This window comes from Pantoea sp. X-Soil-ISGK-275 (assembly GCF_059730795.1).
In genome coordinates this window covers 3313196-3332090 of sequence record NZ_AP035976.1, presented here as the reverse complement: position 1 = coordinate 3332090, position 18895 = coordinate 3313196, and the positions used below count along the sequence as shown (strand labels likewise).

Here is an 18895-nt window from a genome sequence, read left to right as displayed (position 1 = left end):
TTTGGTTATGACAGTAGTAAGCGACGCCTGGCGACAACGTTTTGGCGGCACGGCGCGTCTCTATGGGCAGGACGCGCTACAGCGTTTTGCCGACGCGCATTTTTGCGTGATTGGTATTGGTGGCGTAGGTTCATGGGCGGCGGAAGCGTTAGCGCGCACCGGCATCGGTAAAATCACCCTGATTGATATGGACGATGTCTGTATCACCAATACCAACCGCCAGATCCATGCGCTGCAGGGCAAAGTGGGCCAGGCGAAAACCGAAGTGATGGCGGAACGTATGCGCGCCATCAATCCGGAATGCGAAGTGATCTGTATCGATGACTTCATCACGCCGGAGAATACCGCCGAACTGTTATCGGCGGGGTTCGACTTCGTGATTGATGCGATTGATAGCGTGCGGCCCAAAGCTGCGTTGATTGCCTGGTGTCGTCGCAACAAGATCCCGCTGATTACCACCGGCGGCGCGGGCGGCCAGATCGATCCCACACAGATCCAGGTTAGCGATCTGGCGAAAACCATTCAGGATCCGCTGGCGGCTAAGCTGCGTGAGAGATTGAAAGGGGATTTCGGCGTGGTGAAGAACAGCAAAGGCAAGCTCGGCATCGACTGCGTGTTCTCAACGGAAGCACTGATGTATCCGCAGCCGGACGGCAGCGTGTGCACTTCACGCTCCACCGCCGAAGGGCCGAAACGGATGGATTGTGCCGCCGGATTCGGCGCGGCGACCATGGTGACCGCCACTTTCGGGTTTGTGGCGGTTTCTCACGCGTTGAAGAAGTTTCTGGCGAAAGCGGCGCGTCAAACGGCCTGAGTGTGCTGACGTGCAGCGCGTTGCACCGCATCCGCCAGCGCCTGTAAGCCGCTGCTGCGCGACGCACTCAGCTGCGCACGCAGCCCTAACGTATCAAACAACGCCAGCGGATCTTGCTGCAGCAAGTCGGCTGGCGTTTTGCCTTCCACCGCCGTCAGTAACACCGCCAGCAATCCACGCACGATGCGTCCTTCACTGTCGCCATAAAAGTGCAGCGTGCCGTCGTTCAACAGCTGGCAGCTGAGCCACACGCGATTTTCACAGCCTGTAAGCTCGATATCCGCCGTCTTTAGCTCTTCGGCTAACGCAGGCAGCTGGCGGCTGAGCTGGATCAACTGACGATAGCGATCTTCCCACTGATGAAAATGGGTGAACTTTTCCGTCAGGCTGGCTGCGGTGATCAGATCGCCGAACGGATGCGGGGCGAGCAGAGTTGATTTCATGGGCTTATTCACTCAGTAAATCGACGGCATGGCGCATGGCGCGCACCAGCGCATCCACGTCCTGCAAATTATTATAGGGGGCGAACGAGACGCGCAGCGTGCCGGTTACGCCAAGCGCCGCCATCAGCGGCTGCGCGCAGTGCTGTCCGGCGCGTAACGCGATGCCGTGCTCGGCGAGCAGCGTGACGATGTCGCTGTGATGAATGCCGGCAATATCAAACGCCAGCAGGCTTGCATTGCCACAGCGGAAGCTGCGAAAACCGGCGATCTCGCTCAGCTGCTCTTCAGCGAGGCTGGCCAGCTGCTGGCTCCACATTTCGGCTTTTTTGCCATCATGTTGCGCCAGCCACTCCAGCGCGGCACTCAAACCCACCACGCCCGCAACGTTAGGCGTTCCAGCCTCAAAACGCCACGGCACCGGCTGCGGCGTGAAACCGTTAAAGTCGACCTGCGTCAGCATTTTGCCGCCGCCTTGCCATGGATCCATCGCTTCCAGCAATTCCGCCTTGCCATACAACACGCCAATGCCCATCGGGCCGTAAAGTTTATGGCCGGAAAAAGCATAGAAATCAATATCCAGCGCCTGCACATCCGGCGGACAATGCACCACGCCTTGTGCACCATCAACCATCACTTTGGCGCCGACGTCATGGGCTAAACGGATCGCCTGCGCCAGATCCGGACAGCCGCCGGTGACGTTCGACATCTGGCCAACGGCTAGCAATCGGGTGCGTGAATTGAGCAACGCCGGCAGCTGCGCGATATCCGGCAAGCGATCGGCGCCCAGCGGCCATTTCACCACTTTCGCGCCCGCCGCTTGTGCCACCATTAGCCACGGCACCAGATTGGCGTGGTGCTCGGCTTCGCTAACCACGATTTCATCGCCAGCTTGCAGTCGCGGTGCCAACCAGCTGTTCGCCACCAGATTGATCGCTTCGGTGGTGCCGCGCGTCCAGACAATCTGCCGATCGTCCGCAGCATTGAGCCAGCGCGCCACTAAACCGCGCGCCTGTTCGTACTTTTCCGTCAGCGCGCGGGCGGCAGCGAACTGACTGCGATGCACGGTGCCCGCGCTTAAGCTGTAGAACTGTGCGGTTGCGTCGATCACTGCCTGCGGCTTGAGCGCAGTGGCGGCACTATCGAGGTAGATACCGGCATCGCTCATTGCGGGGAACTGCTGGCGGAAGGCGCCTGGGGAAAAAATGGTCATACTCAGCCCACTGTTAATCATATTAGGACCAGGCTGAAAGCTGGCCCGTTGCCTGGCAAAGCTGGAAAAGCGCGTTATGCTAATTATTGCAAGGTTTGAACCGAAACCCGCATAACGCGTCGCTATTCACAGTCGATTTCACTGGCGCTACCTTTGGTGAGCGCATGCGGGTGGTTTAATGCAATCAATCTGCAAGGAGAAATAAGATGAATAAACTCACCGCAGTGTTGGCCGTATGTACTCTGGCCTTTACCCTGTCCGCATGTTCCAGCAATTACGTGATGCACACTAATGATGGTCGCACCATCGTCGCCGACGGCAAACCTAAAGTTGATGATGAAACCGGTATGATCAGCTATCAGGATGCCAATGGCAACAAGCAGCAGATTAACCGCTCTGACGTTAAAGAGATGGTAGAGATGGGGCAGTAATTAGGCAAAAAAAAGCACCGCAATTTGCGGTGCTATTTAAAATCACTATGGACAGACAGGGTAAATCTACAGGAATTAAAAGCTTGATCTGCAAGCGGCAGATCAAAATGCAAACACAACATCACGACCACAAGCCAAAAGCTCTCCAAAAGTCTGCGATCTCTCGCACGTTTCCAGAAATCTTTTCGTTCCGGCTCAGGAAGTGGGGCAACTATAGGTATTTGCTGGAGCTTCCTCAACGGACAAATTATAATGTCTCGGATTAAAAAAACTAATACGTAGCGACTTTGTATAAGTTGAAGTATTACCTTGTCAATCCGGATACGGAAAACCATGTCTAAACGCCTTCCGCCGCTCAATGCTTTACGCGTCTTCGATGCTGCTGCCCGTCATTTAAGCTTCACCAAAGCCGCTGAAGAGCTGTTTGTTACCCAGGCTGCTGTCAGCCATCAGATCAAATCTCTGGAAGATTTCTTAGGTTTAAAGCTGTTTCGCCGGAGGAATCGTTCGCTTTTACTGACAGAAGAAGGTCAAAGCTACTATTTAGACATCAAGGAGATTTTCTCCGCCCTAAACGATGCTACACGTAAGTTGCAGGCGCGCAGCGCCAAAGGTGCACTTACCGTCAGTTTGCTGCCGAGTTTCGCCATTCAGTGGCTGGTGCCTCGCCTTTCCAGCTTTAATATGGCTTATCCGGGCATCGACGTGCGTATCCAGGCGGTGGACCGTGATGAGGAGAAATTGGCGGACGATGTCGACGTGGCGATTTTCTACGGTCGCGGCAATTGGCCAGGCCTGCGGGTTGAGAAATTGTATGCCGAATATTTGCTGCCGGTCTGCTCACCAATGTTGCTGACCGGCGACAATCCGCTCAAATCACCGGCTGATTTGGCGCACTGCACGCTGCTGCATGATGCATCGCGCCGCGACTGGCAATCTTATACGCGCCAGCTGGGATTGCAGCACATTAATGTGCAACAGGGCCCGATCTTCAGCCACAGCGCCATGGTGCTGCAGGCGGCGATACATGGTCAGGGCGTGGCGCTGGCAAATAATGTGATGGCGCAGAGTGAAATTGAAGCCGGTCGCCTGGTGTGTCCTTTTAATGACGTATTAGTCAGTAAAAATGCTTTTTATCTGGTTTGTCATGACAGCCAGGCAGAACTGGGTAAAATAGCCGCCTTTCGTCAGTGGATCCTGGAAAAAGCGGCCAATGAACAAGAAAAATTCCGTTTTCGCTACGATCACTAATGCATCGATGGCTGCACAGTGATGTGCGCATTACCTTGAGGATTCTTTGATGTCCAGTCGTGCCATGTTTGTTTTTGCCGCTATCAGTGGATTTCTGCTGGTGGCGTTTGGTGCTTTCGGGGCGCATGTGCTGAGCAAATCGCTTGGCCCGGCCGAAATGGCGTGGATACATACCGGCCTCGAATATCAGGCGTATCACACGTTGGCGGTGATCGGCTTGGGTGCCGCCATGCTGCGCCGCGCCAATATCTGGTTTTACTGGAGTAGCGCCGCGATGGCGCTGGGTACCGTGTTGTTCAGTGGCAGCCTCTATTGTCTGGCGCTGTCGCACATGAAGTTTTGGGTTTTTGTTACGCCAGTGGGCGGCTTGTGCTTCCTTATTGGCTGGTTCTTGATGTTGATTGGCGCACTGCGTCTGAAACGAAAGGCAGATCGCCATGAATAAAGTTTTACTCTATTGCCGTCCGGGATTTGAGAAAGAGTGCGCGGCAGAAATCAGCGCGAAAGCGGCTGAACGCGAAATTTACGGCTTCCCGCGCGTCAAAGATGACTCGGGTTACGTGCTGTATGAGTGCTATCAGCAGGAAGACGCTGAAAAGCTGATCCAAACGCTGCCGTTTGCCGAGCTGATCTTTGCGCGTCAGATGCTGGTGGTGGGAGAGCTGCTGCGCGATCTGCCGCCAGAAGATCGCATCACGCCGATTGTCGGCATGCTGACCGGTGTGGTGGAGAAGGGCGGTGAACTGCGCGTTGAAGTGCCGGATACCAATGAAGCGAAAGAGCTCACCAAGTTCTGCCGTAAATTAACTGTGCCGCTGCGTGCCAGCCTGCGTGAAAGCAAAATCCTGCTTAATTACGAAACGCCGAAGCGTCCGGTGGTGCATGTGTTCTTTATTGCGCCGGGCACCTGCTACGTTGGCTATTCGCTGCCGGAAAACAACTCACCATTCTACATGGGCATCCCGCGCCTGAAGTTCCCGTCCGATGCGCCGAGCCGTTCCACGCTCAAGCTGGAAGAGGCCTTCCACGTGTTTGTGCCGGCGGATGAGTGGGATGAGCGTTTAGCCAGCGGCATGTACGCCGTCGATCTTGGCGCTTGCCCCGGCGGCTGGACCTATCAGCTGGTGAAACGCAGCATGTGGGTATTTGCGGTGGATAACGGTCCGATGGCGCCAAGCCTGATGGATACCGGACAAGTCACGCACTGCCGCGAAGATGGTTTTAAATTCCGTCCGCCGCGTACCAATATCAGCTGGCTGGTGTGCGACATGGTGGAAAAACCGGTGCGCGTAGCGAGCCTGATGACCGAATGGCTGGTGAATGGCTGGTGCCGTGAAGCGATCTTCAACCTTAAGCTGCCCATGAAAAAGCGCTACGAAGAAGTGACGCAGAACCTGGCGATGATTGATGACGCGCTGAAAGCGCAGGGCATAAATGCCCAGATTCAGGCACGTCAGCTCTATCACGACCGCGAAGAGGTCACCGTTCACGTACGCCGGTTGTGGGCGGCAGTTGGCGGCCGTCGCGACGAGCGCTAGTCCTGCTTCATACTTTGCACTACAGCGGTCCTGCTTCATACTTTGCACTACAGCGGCGTTGGCTGCGTTTGCTCGCCCCGGTCACATACTGATGTATGCTCCCGGGGACTCGCGCACTTGCCGCCTTGCTGTAGCACAAATTATTTCGCAGGATATGATGTGTTTTGTAGGGTCGCCATTTATGGTGACCGCTATTTTGTATGATATCTCAATGTATTGAGATTGCCCTGTAAAACCAAATCCCGTTTTAACGTCGAGACCTTGCGGCAGATTTCTGCCATCTCCCGCTGTTCCTGCAATTTCCCCTGCCACTTGCTCGGCACCTGATCCCATTGCTGATAAATCGCATCCAGCGAACCAAACTGCATTAACAGCTCACGGGCGCTTTTCGGGCCAATGCCGGGTACGCCGGGAATTTTACTGCTGCTGATACCGCACAATCCCCAGTAATCGGGCAACTGCGTGGGCGAAACGCCAAACTCTTGCTCGATAAAAGGCACATCCAGCCAGCGCTTCTGGAAATAATCGCGAATACGAATATTGGGTGCCAGCAGCTGACAATAACCTTTGTCGGTAGAAACAATCGTTGCCTGGTGACCGGCGTCAGCCATTTTCACCGCCAGCGTGGCGGCGAGATCGTCTGCTTCATCTAAATCTGCCACCCAACAGCTGACGCCAGCGGCGCGGAAGGCGTCCTGCAGCGCGGGCATCTCCAGATGCAAATCTTCCGGCATCGGCGGACGACCCGCTTTGTAATCCGGCAAGAGTTGATGGCGCCAGCCAGGCTGACGCTCATTGCTATCAAACACCGCCACTACGTGCGTGGGCTGGGTATGTCCTAATAACTGATGCAAGGCGGCAACACAGCTGTCGCGGCACGGCGATCCCTGAACGGCGTGCAGACGGCGAATCAGATTGAGTGCATCAATGATAAGAAGATGAAACGACATAGCGATAGTGGCAGCCCGCAGGCTGCCTTCCTGATGGGTTATTTGATGATTTCGTAGCAAGGGATGTAGGCGCTGCCCGGCAGCTTCATGCGCTGCTGTGCGACAAAGCCTTGCAACAGCTCATCCATGCGGTGCATGAGATTGGCATCGCCGTGCAGCTTATATGGACCTTTCTCGCGAATTTCACGAATCCCGATCTCTTTAACGTTACCCGCGACAATGCCGGAGAAAGCGCGACGCAGATCCGCTGCCAACAGCTCGGCAGGCTGATCCGGGAACAGCTTCAGGTTTGCCATATTCTCGTGCGTCGGCAGGAAGGGCACCTGCAATTCGGGTGCGATACGAATCGACCAGTTAAAGCTGTAGGCATCGCCGGTTTCGCGACGATACTCTTTCACCTGCGGCATGGCTTTCTTCATCAGACGCGCTACTTCAGCGGCATCATCAATGATGATTTTGTAGTGCTTGCGTGCGCCTTCACCCAGCGTGTTAACGATGAAATCATCCAGCACGCGGAAGTAGTCGGCGCTCTCTTTGGGTCCGGTCAGAATCAGCGGAAGTACCTGATCGCTGTTATGCGGATTCATCAGAATACCCAACAGATAGAGCAGCTCTTCAGCCGTGCCTACGCCGCCAGGGAAAATCACGATGCCGTGGGCGATACGCACAAAGGCTTCGAGGCGTTTTTCGATATCCGGCATGATGATCAGCTCATTGACCAGCGGATTCGGTGGCTCTGCGGCAATGATTGACGGTTCGGTCAGGCCGATAAAACGGCTGTCATGATAGCGCTGCTGCGCATGGCCAACGGCGGCACCTTTCATCGGGGCTTCCATCACGCCCGGCCCGCAACCGGTACAGATGTTGAGTTCGCGCAGGCCCATTTGCGTGCCGACATTGCGGCAATATTGGTATTCCACCGCATTGATGGAGTGACCGCCCCAGCACACCACGGTATTCGGGTACTCACCAATATGAAGCGCACGCGCGTTACGCAGAATCGAAAACACCTGATTGGTGATATGCGCAGAGTCTTCCGGTTCATCACTCTGGCAGCGTTCGGTGGCCGCCAGTTGTCCGTTCACAAACAGGATGTCGCGCAGCACGGCAAACAGGTTCGCCTGCAGCGAACGAATAATACGGCCATCAACAAACGCCTCTTCCGGCGGGTTGATGAGTTCAAGTTTCACGCCGCGTTCACGGCGCAACACGTTGATATCAAAGTTTTCGAAACGCGAAAGCAATTCCTGGCTGCTGTCGGTTTGGCTGCCGGAATTGAGTACCGCAAGAGAACAGTTACGAAACAGCTGATAAAGGTCGCTGCTGGCGGTGCGCTTCAGCATGTCGACTTCAAGCTGGGAGAGCAGATCCATCGAGCCAAGCGGGCTGATATGTGTAATCAAGAGAACTCCTTTACACGCAAATGCGTGGCTGATGACGCTGCGCTTAACTTATTAACGCAGCGACGAAAATCCCTGGTCGCGCATGCTTCAATCGCGCCTTCAACAGAGTAACGTTGTCCGCCGTGAATGCTCAAGAGGAACCGCGCATCCGTGCAGCGCCCTGCGAGGCGTCTCGCAATCTGTTACTGGCGAACCAGGCGGGAAAAACCGGGAGAGAAGGGCACGTTGCTGCGCCACGGATTGATATCCAGACCGCCGCGCCGCGTGTAACGTGCATAAACGGTTAACGCTTCTGGCTGACAAAAGCGCTGAACGTCGTTGAAAATGCGTTCAACGCACTGCTCATGAAACTCATTGTGCTGACGGAATGAGATCAGATAACGCAGCAGCGCTTCACGATCGATACGCGGGCCTTTGTAGCGGATCATTACCGAGCCCCAATCGGGCTGATTGGTGATTAAGCAGTTTGATTTCAGCAGATGGCTAACCAGCGTTTCTTCAACCACCTCGCGGCCAGCAGCCTGCGCCAGATAATCTGCGTTGAAGGCGTAATCGTGGATTTCGATATCTTGCTCATCAATCACTTCGCCATTGAAGTGGCCGATTGGCTGGCCTTCCACTTCGCTAAGACGAAACAGGGCCACGCTGACCTGACCCTTTGCGCAGGCGCTGAGATCGCGCTCCAGCGTCTGGCGCACTTCGCCCCAGTCAGCGAAAACTGTCTGATTAAAACTGTTAAGATAGAGCTTGAAACTCTTCGACTCGATCAGGTTTTGGCTATCGGCGCGCAGCACCACTTCGCCCACCGCGACTTGCGGAACGCCTTTGCTGTTGAGCCAGGAGAGTTCGTATAGCGTCCAGATATCTGCACCAGTAAATGGCAGTGTATCGGGATACAGCCCAAGCGGCTCACGGTTCAGGCTGCGCGGTACGGATTGCAGCAGCGTGTTATCGTAACGATCAACATAAGCCGTGGGCTTACCTAAGGTCAGGCCGCTTAATGCCTGATCCCGGTTTTCAGAAGACATAACGGTTACCACTAAATTTCATCAAAGTGGTTAAGTGTAACCTAACACCTGCGAGAATATGAATGATGCAGCAAACCGTAGATGCTCTGCGTGAGTTTACCGCCCGCTACGTTGAACATTGGCAGCAACAAACCGGACATTTTCCCGCCAGCGCCGATCTGCTTGGCGTTCCTTCAGATTGTATTATCAGCACGCTGGATGACCGCGTGTTGTGGCAGCCGCAGCCGTTTACCTTACCGGCCACGCTTGAAGCGGTGGAGCGCGCACTGGATCTGCAGCTGCAACCGGAAATCAGTGCGTTTTACACCACGCAATTTGCAGGCGATATGACGGCAACCTTAAAGCAGCGGCCGATTACCCTGCTGCAGGTATGGAGCGAAGCGGATTTCACCCGCCTGCAGGAGAACCTGATTGGCCATCTGGTCATGAAGCGCCGCTTAAGACAAGCACCGACCTTGTTTATCGCCACCACCGATTCAGAGAATGATGTGATTGCGCTGTGCAATCTTACCGGTGAGGTCATTCTGGAGGAGCCTGGCACTAAAAAGCGCGAAGTGCTGGCGCCATCCGTTAAGACATTTCTTAATGCATTACAACCGGTTACTCAGTGATTTGCAGATTTTCAGGCTTCGCTTTGTGAGAGATCTCTCACGCCGCGTGTGAGAGATCGCTAGATCATCGTGCAGACTTCTGGAAGCCGTAAATGTAAAAATATTGTGAATCATGAACTTATGGCATCAATCTGAAAATTAAGACAGGGCTTAATCCATTAACGCTTCTTACTGGCTTGTTATTGCGATGGTTTCTGGGAGAATAGTCACCACTGGCAGGATGCTGGGGATTAAGAGACGTTCAGGAGAATGTCAGCCATGAGGCAGGAACGTAACGGAGTTTACGGCACAAGGAAGGCTTCAGGACGAAGCAGGACACTCAGGATTGAGTCAGGGACACCTCCAGGACGGAGAATGAGAGCCACGCGGAATGTGGCGGGCCAGGATGCTAAGGACCAATGTCATGATGACAAGCGACGGAAAGCGCAGGAAAAGTTGTCATGGATGAGCAGGGAGCACAGCAGTAGCTGGAATGCTGCAAACGAAAACCGGGAGCACTGTAATCACAGTGCTCCCTTTTTTTATGCCATTTTTGCGCCGGGCGTGACTGATGGTATGCTTGCCGCCCAATTTTTCTCTGGAGGTGGCGCATGTCGTCGCAAATGATTTTTCAGCGCCTGCAGCAGGTCGAAGCGGTGATGCGCGAACACGGCCATTGGCAGTCACAATCCCCCGAGGCGAACGCCTTCGCCAGTACCGAACCTTTCTGTCTCGATACCATGGAGCCACTGCAGTGGCTGCAATGGGTATTGATGCCGCGCTTTTATGCGCTGCTCGAAAGTGGCGCGCCGTTACCGCAGAATTTCGCTATCGCACCTTATTATGAAGTCGCATTGCCAGACGACACCGCAGGCTATGCGGCGTTATTGCTGACGCTCAACAAATTTGATGCGCTGTTCCAGGAACCTTCCGCCTGATGCTCGAAATCCTTTATCAAGATGAGTGGCTGGTCGCGGTGAATAAGCCAGCCGGTTGGCTGGTGCATCGCAGCTGGCTCGATCGCAATGAAAAAGTGGTAGTGATGCAAACGGTGCGCGACCAGATTGGTCAGCATGTCTTCACCGTGCACCGCCTCGATCGCCCAACGTCTGGCGTGTTGCTGATGGCGTTATCGAGCGAAGTCGCCCATCTACTGGCGCAGCAGTTTGAACAGCATCAGATGCAGAAAACCTATCATGCGGTGCTGCGCGGCTGGCTGGAAGGCGGCGCGACGCTGGATTATCCGCTGGTGGAAGAGCTGGATAAGATTGCCGACAAATTCGCCACTCAGGAACCTGTTGCCCAACCGGCGGTAACGGATTACCAGGCGCTGGCACACGTTGAGATGCCGGTCGCTATCAGCCGTTATGACACCGCGCGCTATACGCTGGTGGAGATGGCGCCGCACACCGGCCGTAAACATCAGCTGCGCCGCCACATGGTGCATCTGCGTCATCCGATTATTGGCGACAGCGCGCACGGCGATCTGCGCCAGAATCGTGGTGCGGCGGCACACTTTGGCCTTAATCGCCTGATGCTGCACGCCAGCGCACTTAGCTTTACCCATCCCGTCACCGGCGCGCCCTTAGTGATTCGCGCCGGGTTGGATCGCGTCTGGCAGCAGATGCTTGATCAATTTGGCTGGCAGGATCAGATCCCTGATGTTCCCAGGGTTGAGTTTGCCATTGATGCAGTCCAGGATAAGCCAACAAAATAAAGGAGCGGCAAGATGGCAAAGATTGGCATTTTTACAGGTACGGTTTACGGCAATGCGCTGCTGGTGGCTGAAGAAGCACAGACGGTGCTGAAAGAGCAGGGCCACGAGGTGAAGGTGTTTGAAGATCCGTCGATGGCGGATTGGCAGGCATACAGCAAAGAGGTGGTGCTGATTGTCACCTCAACCACTGGCCAGGGCGACTTCCCGGATAACATTGCCCGCCTGTATGTTAAGGTGCGCGATGAGCTGGGTTATCAACCTGAATTGCGTTACGGCGTGATTGGCTTGGGCGATAGCAGCTATGACAATTTCTGCGGTGCCGGTAAAACCTTCGATGCCACTTTGCAGGAGCAGAGCGCACAGCGTATCGGCGAGGTATTGCTGGTGGATGCGACAGAAGATCCTGAGCCAGAATCAGTGACGTCACCTTGGGTGGAGAGCTGGGGTAAGTTGCTGTAATGACTTTTCCCTCACCCTAACCCTCTCCCGCCAGCGGGAGAGGGAATATTTAGAGGGTGCAGCCCGCACGGTTTGTTCCCTCTCCCGCGAAGTGGGAGAGGGCTAGGGTGAGGGCAACAACCATCACGTCACCGGCGCCGGATTAAATACCGCCAGCTGATTACGAATCCCCCAACGATCCGACCACGTCTGTTTGCGCCCGCTGGCAATCTCCAGAATCAACTCAAACAGTCGCCAACCGACCTGTTCAATACTCTCTTCGCCCGTCGCAATGGTTCCGGCATTAATATCCATCAAATCATGCCAGCGTTCTGCCAGCGCATTGCGCGTTGCCATCTTAATCACCGGAATAGCGGCCAAGCCGTAAGGCGTGCCGCGCCCGGTGGTGAACACCTGCAAGGTAATGCCCGATGCCATCTGCTGCGTGCCACAGACGAAATCGCTGGCTGGCGTGGCCGCATAAATCAGCCCGCGTTTGGTAGGGCGCTGACCTGGCGATAACACTTCAACAATTGGGCTGCGACCTGACTTCGCAATCGAGCCCAGCGCTTTCTCCACCACATTCGCCAGCCCGCCTTTTTTGTTGCCCGGCGAGGGATTGGCGCTGCGATCGGTTTGGCCCTGGCTGAGATAATCGTCATACCACGCCATCTCTTCCAGCAGTCGTTTACCGACCGCTTCATCCACCACGCGCGGCGTCAGCAGATGAATGGCATCACGCACCTCGGTCACTTCTGAGAACATTACCGTTGCGCCGCAGCGCACCAGCAAGTCGGAGGCAAATCCCACGGCGGGGTTCGCCGTTACGCCCGAGAAAGCATCGCTGCCGCCGCATTGCGTGCCAATCACCAGCTCTGATGCCGGACAGGTTTCGCGCTGGCGTTGATTCAGCTTCTTCAGATGACGTTCGGCGACCTGCAGGATTTCATCCACCATCGCACCAAAGCCCACCAACCGCTCATCCTGCAAACGCACAATGTCGTTATCATCTAGCGAAATTGCCTGCACGTCCGGTGTACCGGTCAGCAGACGTTCCGGCTGTAATTTCTCGCAGCCGAGGCTGACGATCATCACTTCGCCACCGAAATTGGGATTAAGTGCCAGGTTGTGAATGGTGCGAATCGGCACCACCGCGGCCGGCGCATTGATTGCCACGCCGCAGCCATACAGATGATTCAGTGCCACCACGCCATCGACATTGGGATAGCGCGGCAGCAAATCACGCTCGATGATCTGCACCACATAATCCACCACGCCCGCTACGCAGTGAACGCTGGTGGTGATACCGAGCAGGTTACGCGTGCCCACGCTGCCATCCGCGTTGCGATAGCCTTCGAAGGTATAACCTTCCAGCGGCGGCAGCGCGGGCGGCACATTGTTTGCCAGTGGCAAACTGTTGAGCGGTGGCGCTTCGGGCAGCGCCACCAATGATTCTTCAATCCAGCTACCTTGTGGGATCGGACGCAGTGCGTAGCCAATCACTTCACCGTAGCGCAGGATCGCGCCCGCTTGCGGGATGTCATTCAGCGCGACTTTATGTCCCTGCGGCACATGCTCCGTCAGTTGCAGCCCATCGTTGAAACGGGTGCCGGACGGCAATCCCTGATTGTTGACCACGATCGCCACGTTATCGGCATCGTGCACTTTGATATAGAGCGGTTTTTCTGTCAGAGGACGGTTCATTGCTCACCTTCCAGTTCGTCGCACTGTACTTAGCAGCGCGGTTTAAAATACGTCCATCACGTCATCGTTTTTTGCCAGCCTCAGTATATGCAGGGGTATTTGCCGGATGCATTGTGCAACTGACTGGCTTTAAGGAGATTTATCAGAGGATTTTGGTTCGTTTATCCAAACGCAAGTGAAGGGACTCACAAACTGCTCTTGGCCTGTACGTTTACCAGGCAAAATCGCGGTGAAAAAAAGCGTTCCGTGAGCCACGCCGCAGCGTTATGTGCAGATGCCATAAAATCATTCTCATTCGCCCTTCATCCTCATGCGTTCTTCCAGTGTTTCACCTCCAGGCTGTTCCTATACTGATTCTCGTTCTTCAACGTTAGGTTATTCGTCACGACGCATCATCGTATTGCCAAATATAAAAATCGCCGTGTTTAACCCAACATCATTCTGATACCCAACGCGATGTGTATGCAGTCAGAGTGGATGTAGCGTTCGCTATATTTCAGGAGTGCATCATGAATAGTTTCAGCCAGACAGCGGAAGCGGTGCAAAAGCGCACCAATGCCCGTTACTGGATTGTGGTGATGTTATTTATCGTCACCTCGTTCAACTACGGTGACCGCGCAACCATTTCGATTGCCGGTTCGGCGATGTCCAAAGATATCGGCCTTGATTCGGTCGGCCTGGGTTACATCTTCTCCGCCTTCTCGTGGGCGTACGTTATTGGTCAGATTCCGGGCGGCTGGCTGCTCGACCGCTTCGGCTCAAAACGCGTCTACTTCTGGAGCATCTTCCTCTGGTCGCTGTTCACCTTGCTGCAGGGCTTCGTCGATTTGTTCAGCGGCTTTGGCATTATCATTTCGCTGTTCCTGTTGCGCTTCCTGGTCGGCCTGGCGGAAGCGCCATCCTTTCCCGGTAACAGCCGCATCGTTGCGGCCTGGTTCCCGGCGCAGGAGCGCGGCACCGCAGTAGCGATCTTCAACTCGGCGCAATACTTCGCCACGGTGATCTTCGCGCCGATCATGGGTTGGCTGGTATCCGAAGTGGGCTGGGCGCACGTGTTCTGGTTCATGGGCGGATTGGGCATCATCCTCAGCTTCATCTGGCTGAAAGTGATCCACGATCCCACCGATCATCCGGGCGTTAACAAAGCCGAGCTGGAGTACATGGAGCAGGGCGGCGCGCTGATTAACATGGATGTCAAAAAGGACGATCGCAAAGTGAGCTGGAGCGAAAAGTGGTTCCAGATCAAACAGTTGCTGACTTCCCGCATGATGCTGGGCATCTATCTCGGCCAATACTGCGTCAACGCCTTAACTTACTTCTTTATTACCTGGTTCCCGGTGTATCTGGTGCAGGCGCGCGGCATGTCGATTCTAAAGGCGGGCTTTATTGCCTCGATTCCGGCGGTATGCGGCTTCCTTGGCGGCGTCTTGGGCGGGGTGATTTCTGATTACCTGATGCGCAAAACCGGTTCGCTGAATATCGCGCGTAAAACGCCGATTGTGCTCGGCATGCTGCTCTCCATTTCAATGGTGATGTGTAACTACACCGACACCGAATGGGTGGTGGTGTTCTTCATGGCGCTGGCGTTCTTCGGCAAAGGCATTGGCGCGCTGGGTTGGGCGGTGATGGCAGATACTGCACCGAAAGAGATCAGCGGTTTGAGCGGCGGTCTGTTCAATATGTTCGGTAACTTCTCCGGCATCGTCACGCCAATCGCTATCGGTTACATCATCGCCACCAGCGGTTCCTTCGAAGGCGCGCTGATTTATGTCGGTATCCATGCCTTTGTCGCCGCATTTAGCTTCCTGGTGATTGCTGGCGATATCAAACGCGTCGAGCTGAAAACCAGGCCATAAGGACGGACTATGACTACGCAAAGCACGCCGGTCATCACCGACATGCAGGTGATTCCGGTTGCCGGTTACGACAGCATGCTGCTCAACATCGGTGGCGCGCACAGCGCCTGCTTCACCCGCAATATTGTGGTGCTGACTGACAGCGCCGGACATACCGGCGTCGGTGAAGCACCGGGCGGTGAAACCATCTACCAAACGCTGGTTGAGGCGATTCCGCAGGTAAAAGGTCAGCAGGTTGCGCGCATGAATCGTCTGGTGCAGCAGGTGCACAAAGGCAATCAGTCGGCGGATTTCGATACCTTCGGCAAAGGCGCGTGGACCTTCGAGCTGCGCGTCAATGCGGTGGCCGCACTGGAAGCTGCGCTGCTCGATCTGCTCGGCCAATGCCTCGGCGTGCCGGTGGCGGAACTGCTCGGACCGGGCCAGCAACGCGATGAAGTCACGGTGCTCGGTTATCTGTTTTATCTCGGCGATCGTCGTAAAACCGATTTGCCCTATCTGACCGGCGAAAATGCCAGCCACGATTGGTATCACTTGCGCCATCAGGAGGCGCTGACGCCGGAATCCGTGGTGCGGCTGGCGGAAGCGGTGCAGGACAAATACGGCTTCAAAGATTTCAAACTCAAAGGCGGCGTGCTGCCTGGCGAGCAGGAGATTGAATCGGCGGCAGCGCTGAAAAAACGCTTTCCCGATGCGCGCATCACCGTTGATCCCAACGGTGCCTGGACGCTCGACGAAGCCATTCGCTTGTGTAAAGGCATGGGCGATGTGCTGACCTACGCCGAAGATCCGTGCGGTGCCGAGCAGGGTTATTCCGGTCGCGAAGTGATGGCTGAATTCCGCCGTGCGACAGGCTTGCCGGTCGCCACCAACATGATCGCCACCAACTGGCGCGAGATGAACCACGCGGTAATGCTCAATTCCGTCGATATCCCGCTGGCCGATCCGCACTTCTGGACGCTGAGCGGCGCGGTGCGCGTGGCGCAGCTGTGCGACGACTGGGGATTAACCTGGGGCTGTCACTCCAATAACCACTTCGATATTTCGCTGGCGATGTTCACCCACGTTGGCGCGGCTGCGCCGGGCAAACCCACCGCCATTGATACGCACTGGATTTGGCAGGAGGGCGATCAGCGCCTGACCAAAGAGCCGCTGCAGATCCGCAACGGCAAGATCGCCGTGCCGGATAAGCCGGGCCTTGGCGTCGAGCTGGATTGGGATCGTCTGCATCAGGCCAACGCTTTGTACAAATCGCTGCCGGCGGGCGCACGTAATGACGCCACCGCTATGCAGTATCTGGTTCCCAATTGGTCATTCGACCGCAAGCGCCCAGCATTGGGTCGCGGCTAAGTCTAAGGAGCAGGAAATGAGTCAGACACCGAAAATTACATCGCTGCAGGTCATTCCGGTGGCCGGTTACGACAGCATGTTGCTCAACCTGAGCGGCGCGCATTCACCGTTTTTCACCCGCAATATCGTCATCATTAAAGACAATGCCGGACATACCGGGGTGGGTGAGATTCCGGGCGGCGAAAAGATTCGTCAGACGCTGGAGGATGCGGCGGCGCTGGTGGTGCAGAAAACCGTTGGTGAATACAAAAATATCCTCAATCTGGTGCGTAGCACCTTTGCCGACCGCGATGCCAGCGGGCGCGGCAACCAAACCTTCGATTTGCGTACCACCATTCACGTGGTGACCGGCATCGAAGCGGCACTGCTCGATCTGCTGGGGCAGCACCTGGGCGTGAACGTTGCCTCGCTACTCGGCGATGGTCAGCAGCGTGACCGCGTGGAAATGCTCGGCTACCTGTTCTATGTCGGTGACCGCAAGAAAACCTCGCTGCCGTATCAGAGCCAGGAAAACGACAAATGCGATTGGTATCGCCTGCGCCACGAAGAAGCGCTGACGCCGGATACGGTGGTGCGCCTGGCGGAAGCGGCGTATGAAAAATATGGTTTCAACGATTTCAAACTGAAAGGCGGCGTGCTGCGCGGCGGCGAAGAGGCCGAAGCGGTAACGGCACTGGCGAAGCGCTTCCCGCAGGCGCGCGTGACGCTCGATCCTAACGGCGCATGGTCGCTGAACGAGGCGATTCTGCTCGGTAAGCAGCTGAAAGGCGTGCTGGCCTATGCGGAAGATCCGTGCGGTGCCGAGCAAGGCTATTCCGGGCGTGAAGTGATGGCGGAGTTCCGCCGCGCCACCGGCATGCCGACCGCCACCAACATGATCGCTACCGACTGGCGTCAAATGGGCCACACGCTGTCATTGCAATCGGTCGATATCCCGCTGGCCGATCCGCACTTCTGGACGATGCAGGGTTCGGTGCGCGTGGCGCAGATGTGCCACGACTTCGGCCTGACGTGGGGCTCGCACTCCAACAACCACTTCGACATCTCACTGGCGATGTTCACCCACGTTGCCGCTGCCGCACCGGGCGCGATTACCGCCATCGATACCCACTGGATTTGGCAGGAAGGCAATCAGCGCCTGACCAAAGAGCCGTTCCAGATTAAAGGCGGCATGGTGCAGGTGCCGCAAAAACCGGGCCTCGGCGTCGAGCTGGATATGGATCAGGTGATGCAGGCCAACGCGCTGTATCAGAAACACGGTTTGGGCGCGCGCGATGATGCGCAAGCCATGCAGTTTCTCGTACCGAACTGGACCTTTGATAACAAGCGTCCGTGCCTGGTGCGCTAACTTTTCCGGCTCCCCGCGCGGGAGCCTGCTGTAACCGACAGGAGTGAAGACAATGAGCAATGCCTGGCCGAACCCTTTTCGTCGCCGTTTGCTGGCAGGAGAAACCCTGATTGGCAGCTGGTGCGCGCTGGCTAATCCATTAACCACCGAAGTGCTGGGCCTGGCGGGCTTTGACTGGCTGGTACTGGATGGCGAACACGCGCCAAATGACATCACCACCTTTGTGCCGCAGCTGATGGCGCTGAAGGGCAGCCACAGCGCGCCGGTGGTGCGTCCGCCGTGCAATGAACCGATCATCATCAAGCGCTTGCTGGATATCGGCTTCTACAACTTCCTGGTGCCGTTTGTGGAAACAGAGGAAGAGGCGATTCGCGCGGTGGCGTCTACTCGCTATCCACCGGCTGGTATTCGCGGTGTCTCGGTTTCGCACCGCAGCAACATGTACGGCACGCTGCCGGACTACAACAGCACCATCAACGATAACATCACGGTGCTGGTGCAGATCGAAACGCAACAGGCGGTGGACAATATCGATGCTATTGCCGCAGTCGATGGTGTCGATGGCATCTTCGTGGGGCCGGGCGATCTCTCGGCAGCGCTCGGCTATCTCGGCCAGCCTGCGCATCCCGAAGTATTGAAAGTGATTAAACACGTATTCGAACGCGCCAAAGCGGCGGGGAAACCGAGCGGGATTCTGGCGCCGGTGGAAGCCGATGCGCGCCGTTATCTGGAGTGGGGCGCCAGCTTTGTGGCGGTAGGCAGCGATCTGGGCGTGTTCCGTCACGCCACGCAGGCGCTGTGCGACAAATTTAAAAAATAACTGA

General features: G+C 55.9%; 19 protein-coding genes. 13 read left to right on the top strand and 6 right to left on the bottom strand.

The window, feature by feature from the left end:
• Window positions 1-7: 7 nt before the first annotated feature.
• Complete coding sequence (tcdA, locus tag AC6I8A_RS15555) at window positions 8-814, top strand: tRNA cyclic N6-threonylcarbamoyladenosine(37) synthase TcdA (RefSeq protein ID WP_436333214.1); 807 nt, start codon at window positions 8-10, stop codon at window positions 812-814.
• Here the strand turns inward: tcdA and csdE are convergent.
• Both csdE and csdA read right to left on the bottom strand, forming a co-directional pair.
• Entirely contained in the window at window positions 802-1257 is a 456-nt protein-coding gene (gene csdE / locus AC6I8A_RS15550) for a cysteine desulfurase sulfur acceptor subunit CsdE (RefSeq protein ID WP_479486140.1), read from the bottom strand. The two genes, tcdA and csdE, sit on opposite strands and share 13 nt — an antisense overlap.
• Before the next feature lie 4 nt (window positions 1258-1261).
• Complete coding sequence (gene csdA, locus AC6I8A_RS15545; RefSeq protein WP_479486139.1) at window positions 1262-2467, bottom strand: cysteine desulfurase CsdA; 1206 nt, start codon at window positions 2465-2467, stop codon at window positions 1262-1264.
• Window positions 2468-2673: 206 nt separating this feature from the next.
• Here csdA and AC6I8A_RS15540 point away from each other — a divergent pair, with 206 nt between their 5' ends.
• The 4 genes from AC6I8A_RS15540 to rlmM all read left to right on the top strand — a co-directional run bounded on the left by AC6I8A_RS15540 (window position 2674) and on the right by rlmM (window position 5687).
• On the top strand, window positions 2674-2898 hold the full coding sequence (locus tag AC6I8A_RS15540) for a YgdI/YgdR family lipoprotein (RefSeq protein ID WP_008109575.1): 225 nt from the start codon (window positions 2674-2676) through the stop codon (window positions 2896-2898).
• Window positions 2899-3231: 333 nt separating this feature from the next.
• Window positions 3232-4149: a transcriptional regulator GcvA gene (locus AC6I8A_RS15535; RefSeq protein ID WP_008109573.1), complete on the top strand. Its 918-nt coding sequence runs from the start codon at window positions 3232-3234 to the stop codon at window positions 4147-4149.
• 49 nt (window positions 4150-4198) lie between these two features.
• Entirely contained in the window at window positions 4199-4594 is a 396-nt protein-coding gene (locus tag AC6I8A_RS15530) for a DUF423 domain-containing protein (RefSeq protein WP_008109570.1), read from the top strand.
• Window positions 4587-5687, top strand: a complete 1101-nt coding sequence (gene rlmM, locus AC6I8A_RS15525) for a 23S rRNA (cytidine(2498)-2'-O)-methyltransferase RlmM (RefSeq protein ID WP_061719908.1) — start codon at window positions 4587-4589, stop codon at window positions 5685-5687. Before AC6I8A_RS15530 ends, rlmM begins: the two co-directional genes overlap by 8 nt.
• Before the next feature lie 191 nt (window positions 5688-5878).
• Here the strand turns inward: rlmM and xni are convergent, their stop codons facing one another.
• The 3 genes from xni to queF form a co-directional block, all read right to left on the bottom strand.
• Window positions 5879-6637: a flap endonuclease Xni gene (gene xni / locus AC6I8A_RS15520; RefSeq protein ID WP_479486138.1), complete on the bottom strand. Its 759-nt coding sequence runs from the start codon at window positions 6635-6637 to the stop codon at window positions 5879-5881.
• Window positions 6638-6675: 38 nt separating this feature from the next.
• On the bottom strand, window positions 6676-8040 hold the full coding sequence (gene ppnN / locus AC6I8A_RS15515) for a nucleotide 5'-monophosphate nucleosidase PpnN (protein WP_256697245.1): 1365 nt from the start codon (window positions 8038-8040) through the stop codon (window positions 6676-6678).
• A 182-nt stretch (window positions 8041-8222) separates the two neighbouring features.
• Complete coding sequence (gene queF / locus AC6I8A_RS15510; protein ID WP_265299355.1) at window positions 8223-9068, bottom strand: NADPH-dependent 7-cyano-7-deazaguanine reductase QueF; 846 nt, start codon at window positions 9066-9068, stop codon at window positions 8223-8225.
• A gap of 62 nt (window positions 9069-9130) precedes the next feature.
• On the opposite strand from queF, the gene syd reads away from it, so the two are divergent.
• The 4 genes from syd (at window position 9131) to AC6I8A_RS15490 (ending at window position 11834) form a co-directional block, all read left to right on the top strand.
• On the top strand, window positions 9131-9679 hold the full coding sequence (syd, locus tag AC6I8A_RS15505; protein ID WP_256697243.1) for a SecY-interacting protein: 549 nt from the start codon (window positions 9131-9133) through the stop codon (window positions 9677-9679).
• A 590-nt stretch (window positions 9680-10269) separates the two neighbouring features.
• Complete coding sequence (locus tag AC6I8A_RS15500) at window positions 10270-10596, top strand: YqcC family protein (protein WP_256697242.1); 327 nt, start codon at window positions 10270-10272, stop codon at window positions 10594-10596.
• Complete coding sequence (gene truC, locus AC6I8A_RS15495; protein ID WP_265299359.1) at window positions 10596-11375, top strand: tRNA pseudouridine(65) synthase TruC; 780 nt, start codon at window positions 10596-10598, stop codon at window positions 11373-11375. Before AC6I8A_RS15500 ends, truC begins: the two co-directional genes overlap by 1 nt.
• A 12-nt stretch (window positions 11376-11387) precedes the next feature.
• Window positions 11388-11834 (top strand): flavodoxin, encoded by a 447-nt coding sequence (locus tag AC6I8A_RS15490; RefSeq protein ID WP_265299361.1) that lies wholly within the window; start codon window positions 11388-11390, stop codon window positions 11832-11834.
• Between the two features lie 123 nt (window positions 11835-11957).
• On the opposite strand, the gene garD is transcribed toward AC6I8A_RS15490, so the two are convergent.
• On the bottom strand, window positions 11958-13517 hold the full coding sequence (gene garD / locus AC6I8A_RS15485; protein WP_265299363.1) for a galactarate dehydratase: 1560 nt from the start codon (window positions 13515-13517) through the stop codon (window positions 11958-11960).
• A 509-nt stretch (window positions 13518-14026) separates the two neighbouring features.
• Here garD and AC6I8A_RS15480 point away from each other — a divergent pair.
• The 4 genes from AC6I8A_RS15480 to garL are packed head-to-tail and all read left to right on the top strand — an operon-like array spanning window position 14027 to window position 18891.
• Window positions 14027-15373, top strand: coding sequence for an MFS transporter (locus AC6I8A_RS15480; protein WP_008101389.1), 1347 nt, complete (start codon window positions 14027-14029; stop codon window positions 15371-15373).
• Window positions 15374-15382: 9 nt separating this feature from the next.
• Complete coding sequence (locus tag AC6I8A_RS15475) at window positions 15383-16723, top strand: enolase C-terminal domain-like protein (RefSeq protein WP_497818741.1); 1341 nt, start codon at window positions 15383-15385, stop codon at window positions 16721-16723.
• A gap of 16 nt (window positions 16724-16739) precedes the next feature.
• Window positions 16740-18071, top strand: coding sequence for a glucarate dehydratase (gudD, locus tag AC6I8A_RS15470; RefSeq protein WP_256697235.1), 1332 nt, complete (start codon window positions 16740-16742; stop codon window positions 18069-18071).
• Window positions 18072-18123: 52 nt separating this feature from the next.
• Window positions 18124-18891 carry a 2-dehydro-3-deoxyglucarate aldolase gene (gene garL / locus AC6I8A_RS15465; protein ID WP_312183541.1) on the top strand — a complete coding sequence of 256 codons (768 nt, stop codon included), beginning with the start codon at window positions 18124-18126 and terminating at the stop codon, window positions 18889-18891.
• Window positions 18892-18895 lie beyond the last annotated feature (4 nt).

Coding starts and splice junctions, on each gene's coding strand:
- tcdA (WP_436333214.1), top strand. CDS start 8: ATGACAGTAGTAAGCGACGCCTGGCGACAACGTTTTGGCGGCACGGCG.
- csdE (WP_479486140.1), bottom strand. CDS start 1,257: ATGAAATCAACTCTGCTCGCCCCGCATCCGTTCGGCGATCTGATCACC.
- csdA (WP_479486139.1), bottom strand. CDS start 2,467: ATGACCATTTTTTCCCCAGGCGCCTTCCGCCAGCAGTTCCCCGCAATG.
- AC6I8A_RS15540 (WP_008109575.1), top strand. CDS start 2,674: ATGAATAAACTCACCGCAGTGTTGGCCGTATGTACTCTGGCCTTTACC.
- AC6I8A_RS15535 (WP_008109573.1), top strand. CDS start 3,232: ATGTCTAAACGCCTTCCGCCGCTCAATGCTTTACGCGTCTTCGATGCT.
- AC6I8A_RS15530 (WP_008109570.1), top strand. CDS start 4,199: ATGTCCAGTCGTGCCATGTTTGTTTTTGCCGCTATCAGTGGATTTCTG.
- rlmM (WP_061719908.1), top strand. CDS start 4,587: ATGAATAAAGTTTTACTCTATTGCCGTCCGGGATTTGAGAAAGAGTGC.
- xni (WP_479486138.1), bottom strand. CDS start 6,637: ATGTCGTTTCATCTTCTTATCATTGATGCACTCAATCTGATTCGCCGT.
- queF (WP_265299355.1), bottom strand. CDS start 9,068: ATGTCTTCTGAAAACCGGGATCAGGCATTAAGCGGCCTGACCTTAGGT.
- syd (WP_256697243.1), top strand. CDS start 9,131: ATGATGCAGCAAACCGTAGATGCTCTGCGTGAGTTTACCGCCCGCTAC.
- AC6I8A_RS15500 (WP_256697242.1), top strand. CDS start 10,270: ATGTCGTCGCAAATGATTTTTCAGCGCCTGCAGCAGGTCGAAGCGGTG.
- truC (WP_265299359.1), top strand. CDS start 10,596: ATGCTCGAAATCCTTTATCAAGATGAGTGGCTGGTCGCGGTGAATAAG.
- AC6I8A_RS15490 (WP_265299361.1), top strand. CDS start 11,388: ATGGCAAAGATTGGCATTTTTACAGGTACGGTTTACGGCAATGCGCTG.
- garD (WP_265299363.1), bottom strand. CDS start 13,517: ATGAACCGTCCTCTGACAGAAAAACCGCTCTATATCAAAGTGCACGAT.
- AC6I8A_RS15480 (WP_008101389.1), top strand. CDS start 14,027: ATGAATAGTTTCAGCCAGACAGCGGAAGCGGTGCAAAAGCGCACCAAT.
- AC6I8A_RS15475 (WP_497818741.1), top strand. CDS start 15,383: ATGACTACGCAAAGCACGCCGGTCATCACCGACATGCAGGTGATTCCG.
- gudD (WP_256697235.1), top strand. CDS start 16,740: ATGAGTCAGACACCGAAAATTACATCGCTGCAGGTCATTCCGGTGGCC.
- garL (WP_312183541.1), top strand. CDS start 18,124: ATGAGCAATGCCTGGCCGAACCCTTTTCGTCGCCGTTTGCTGGCAGGA.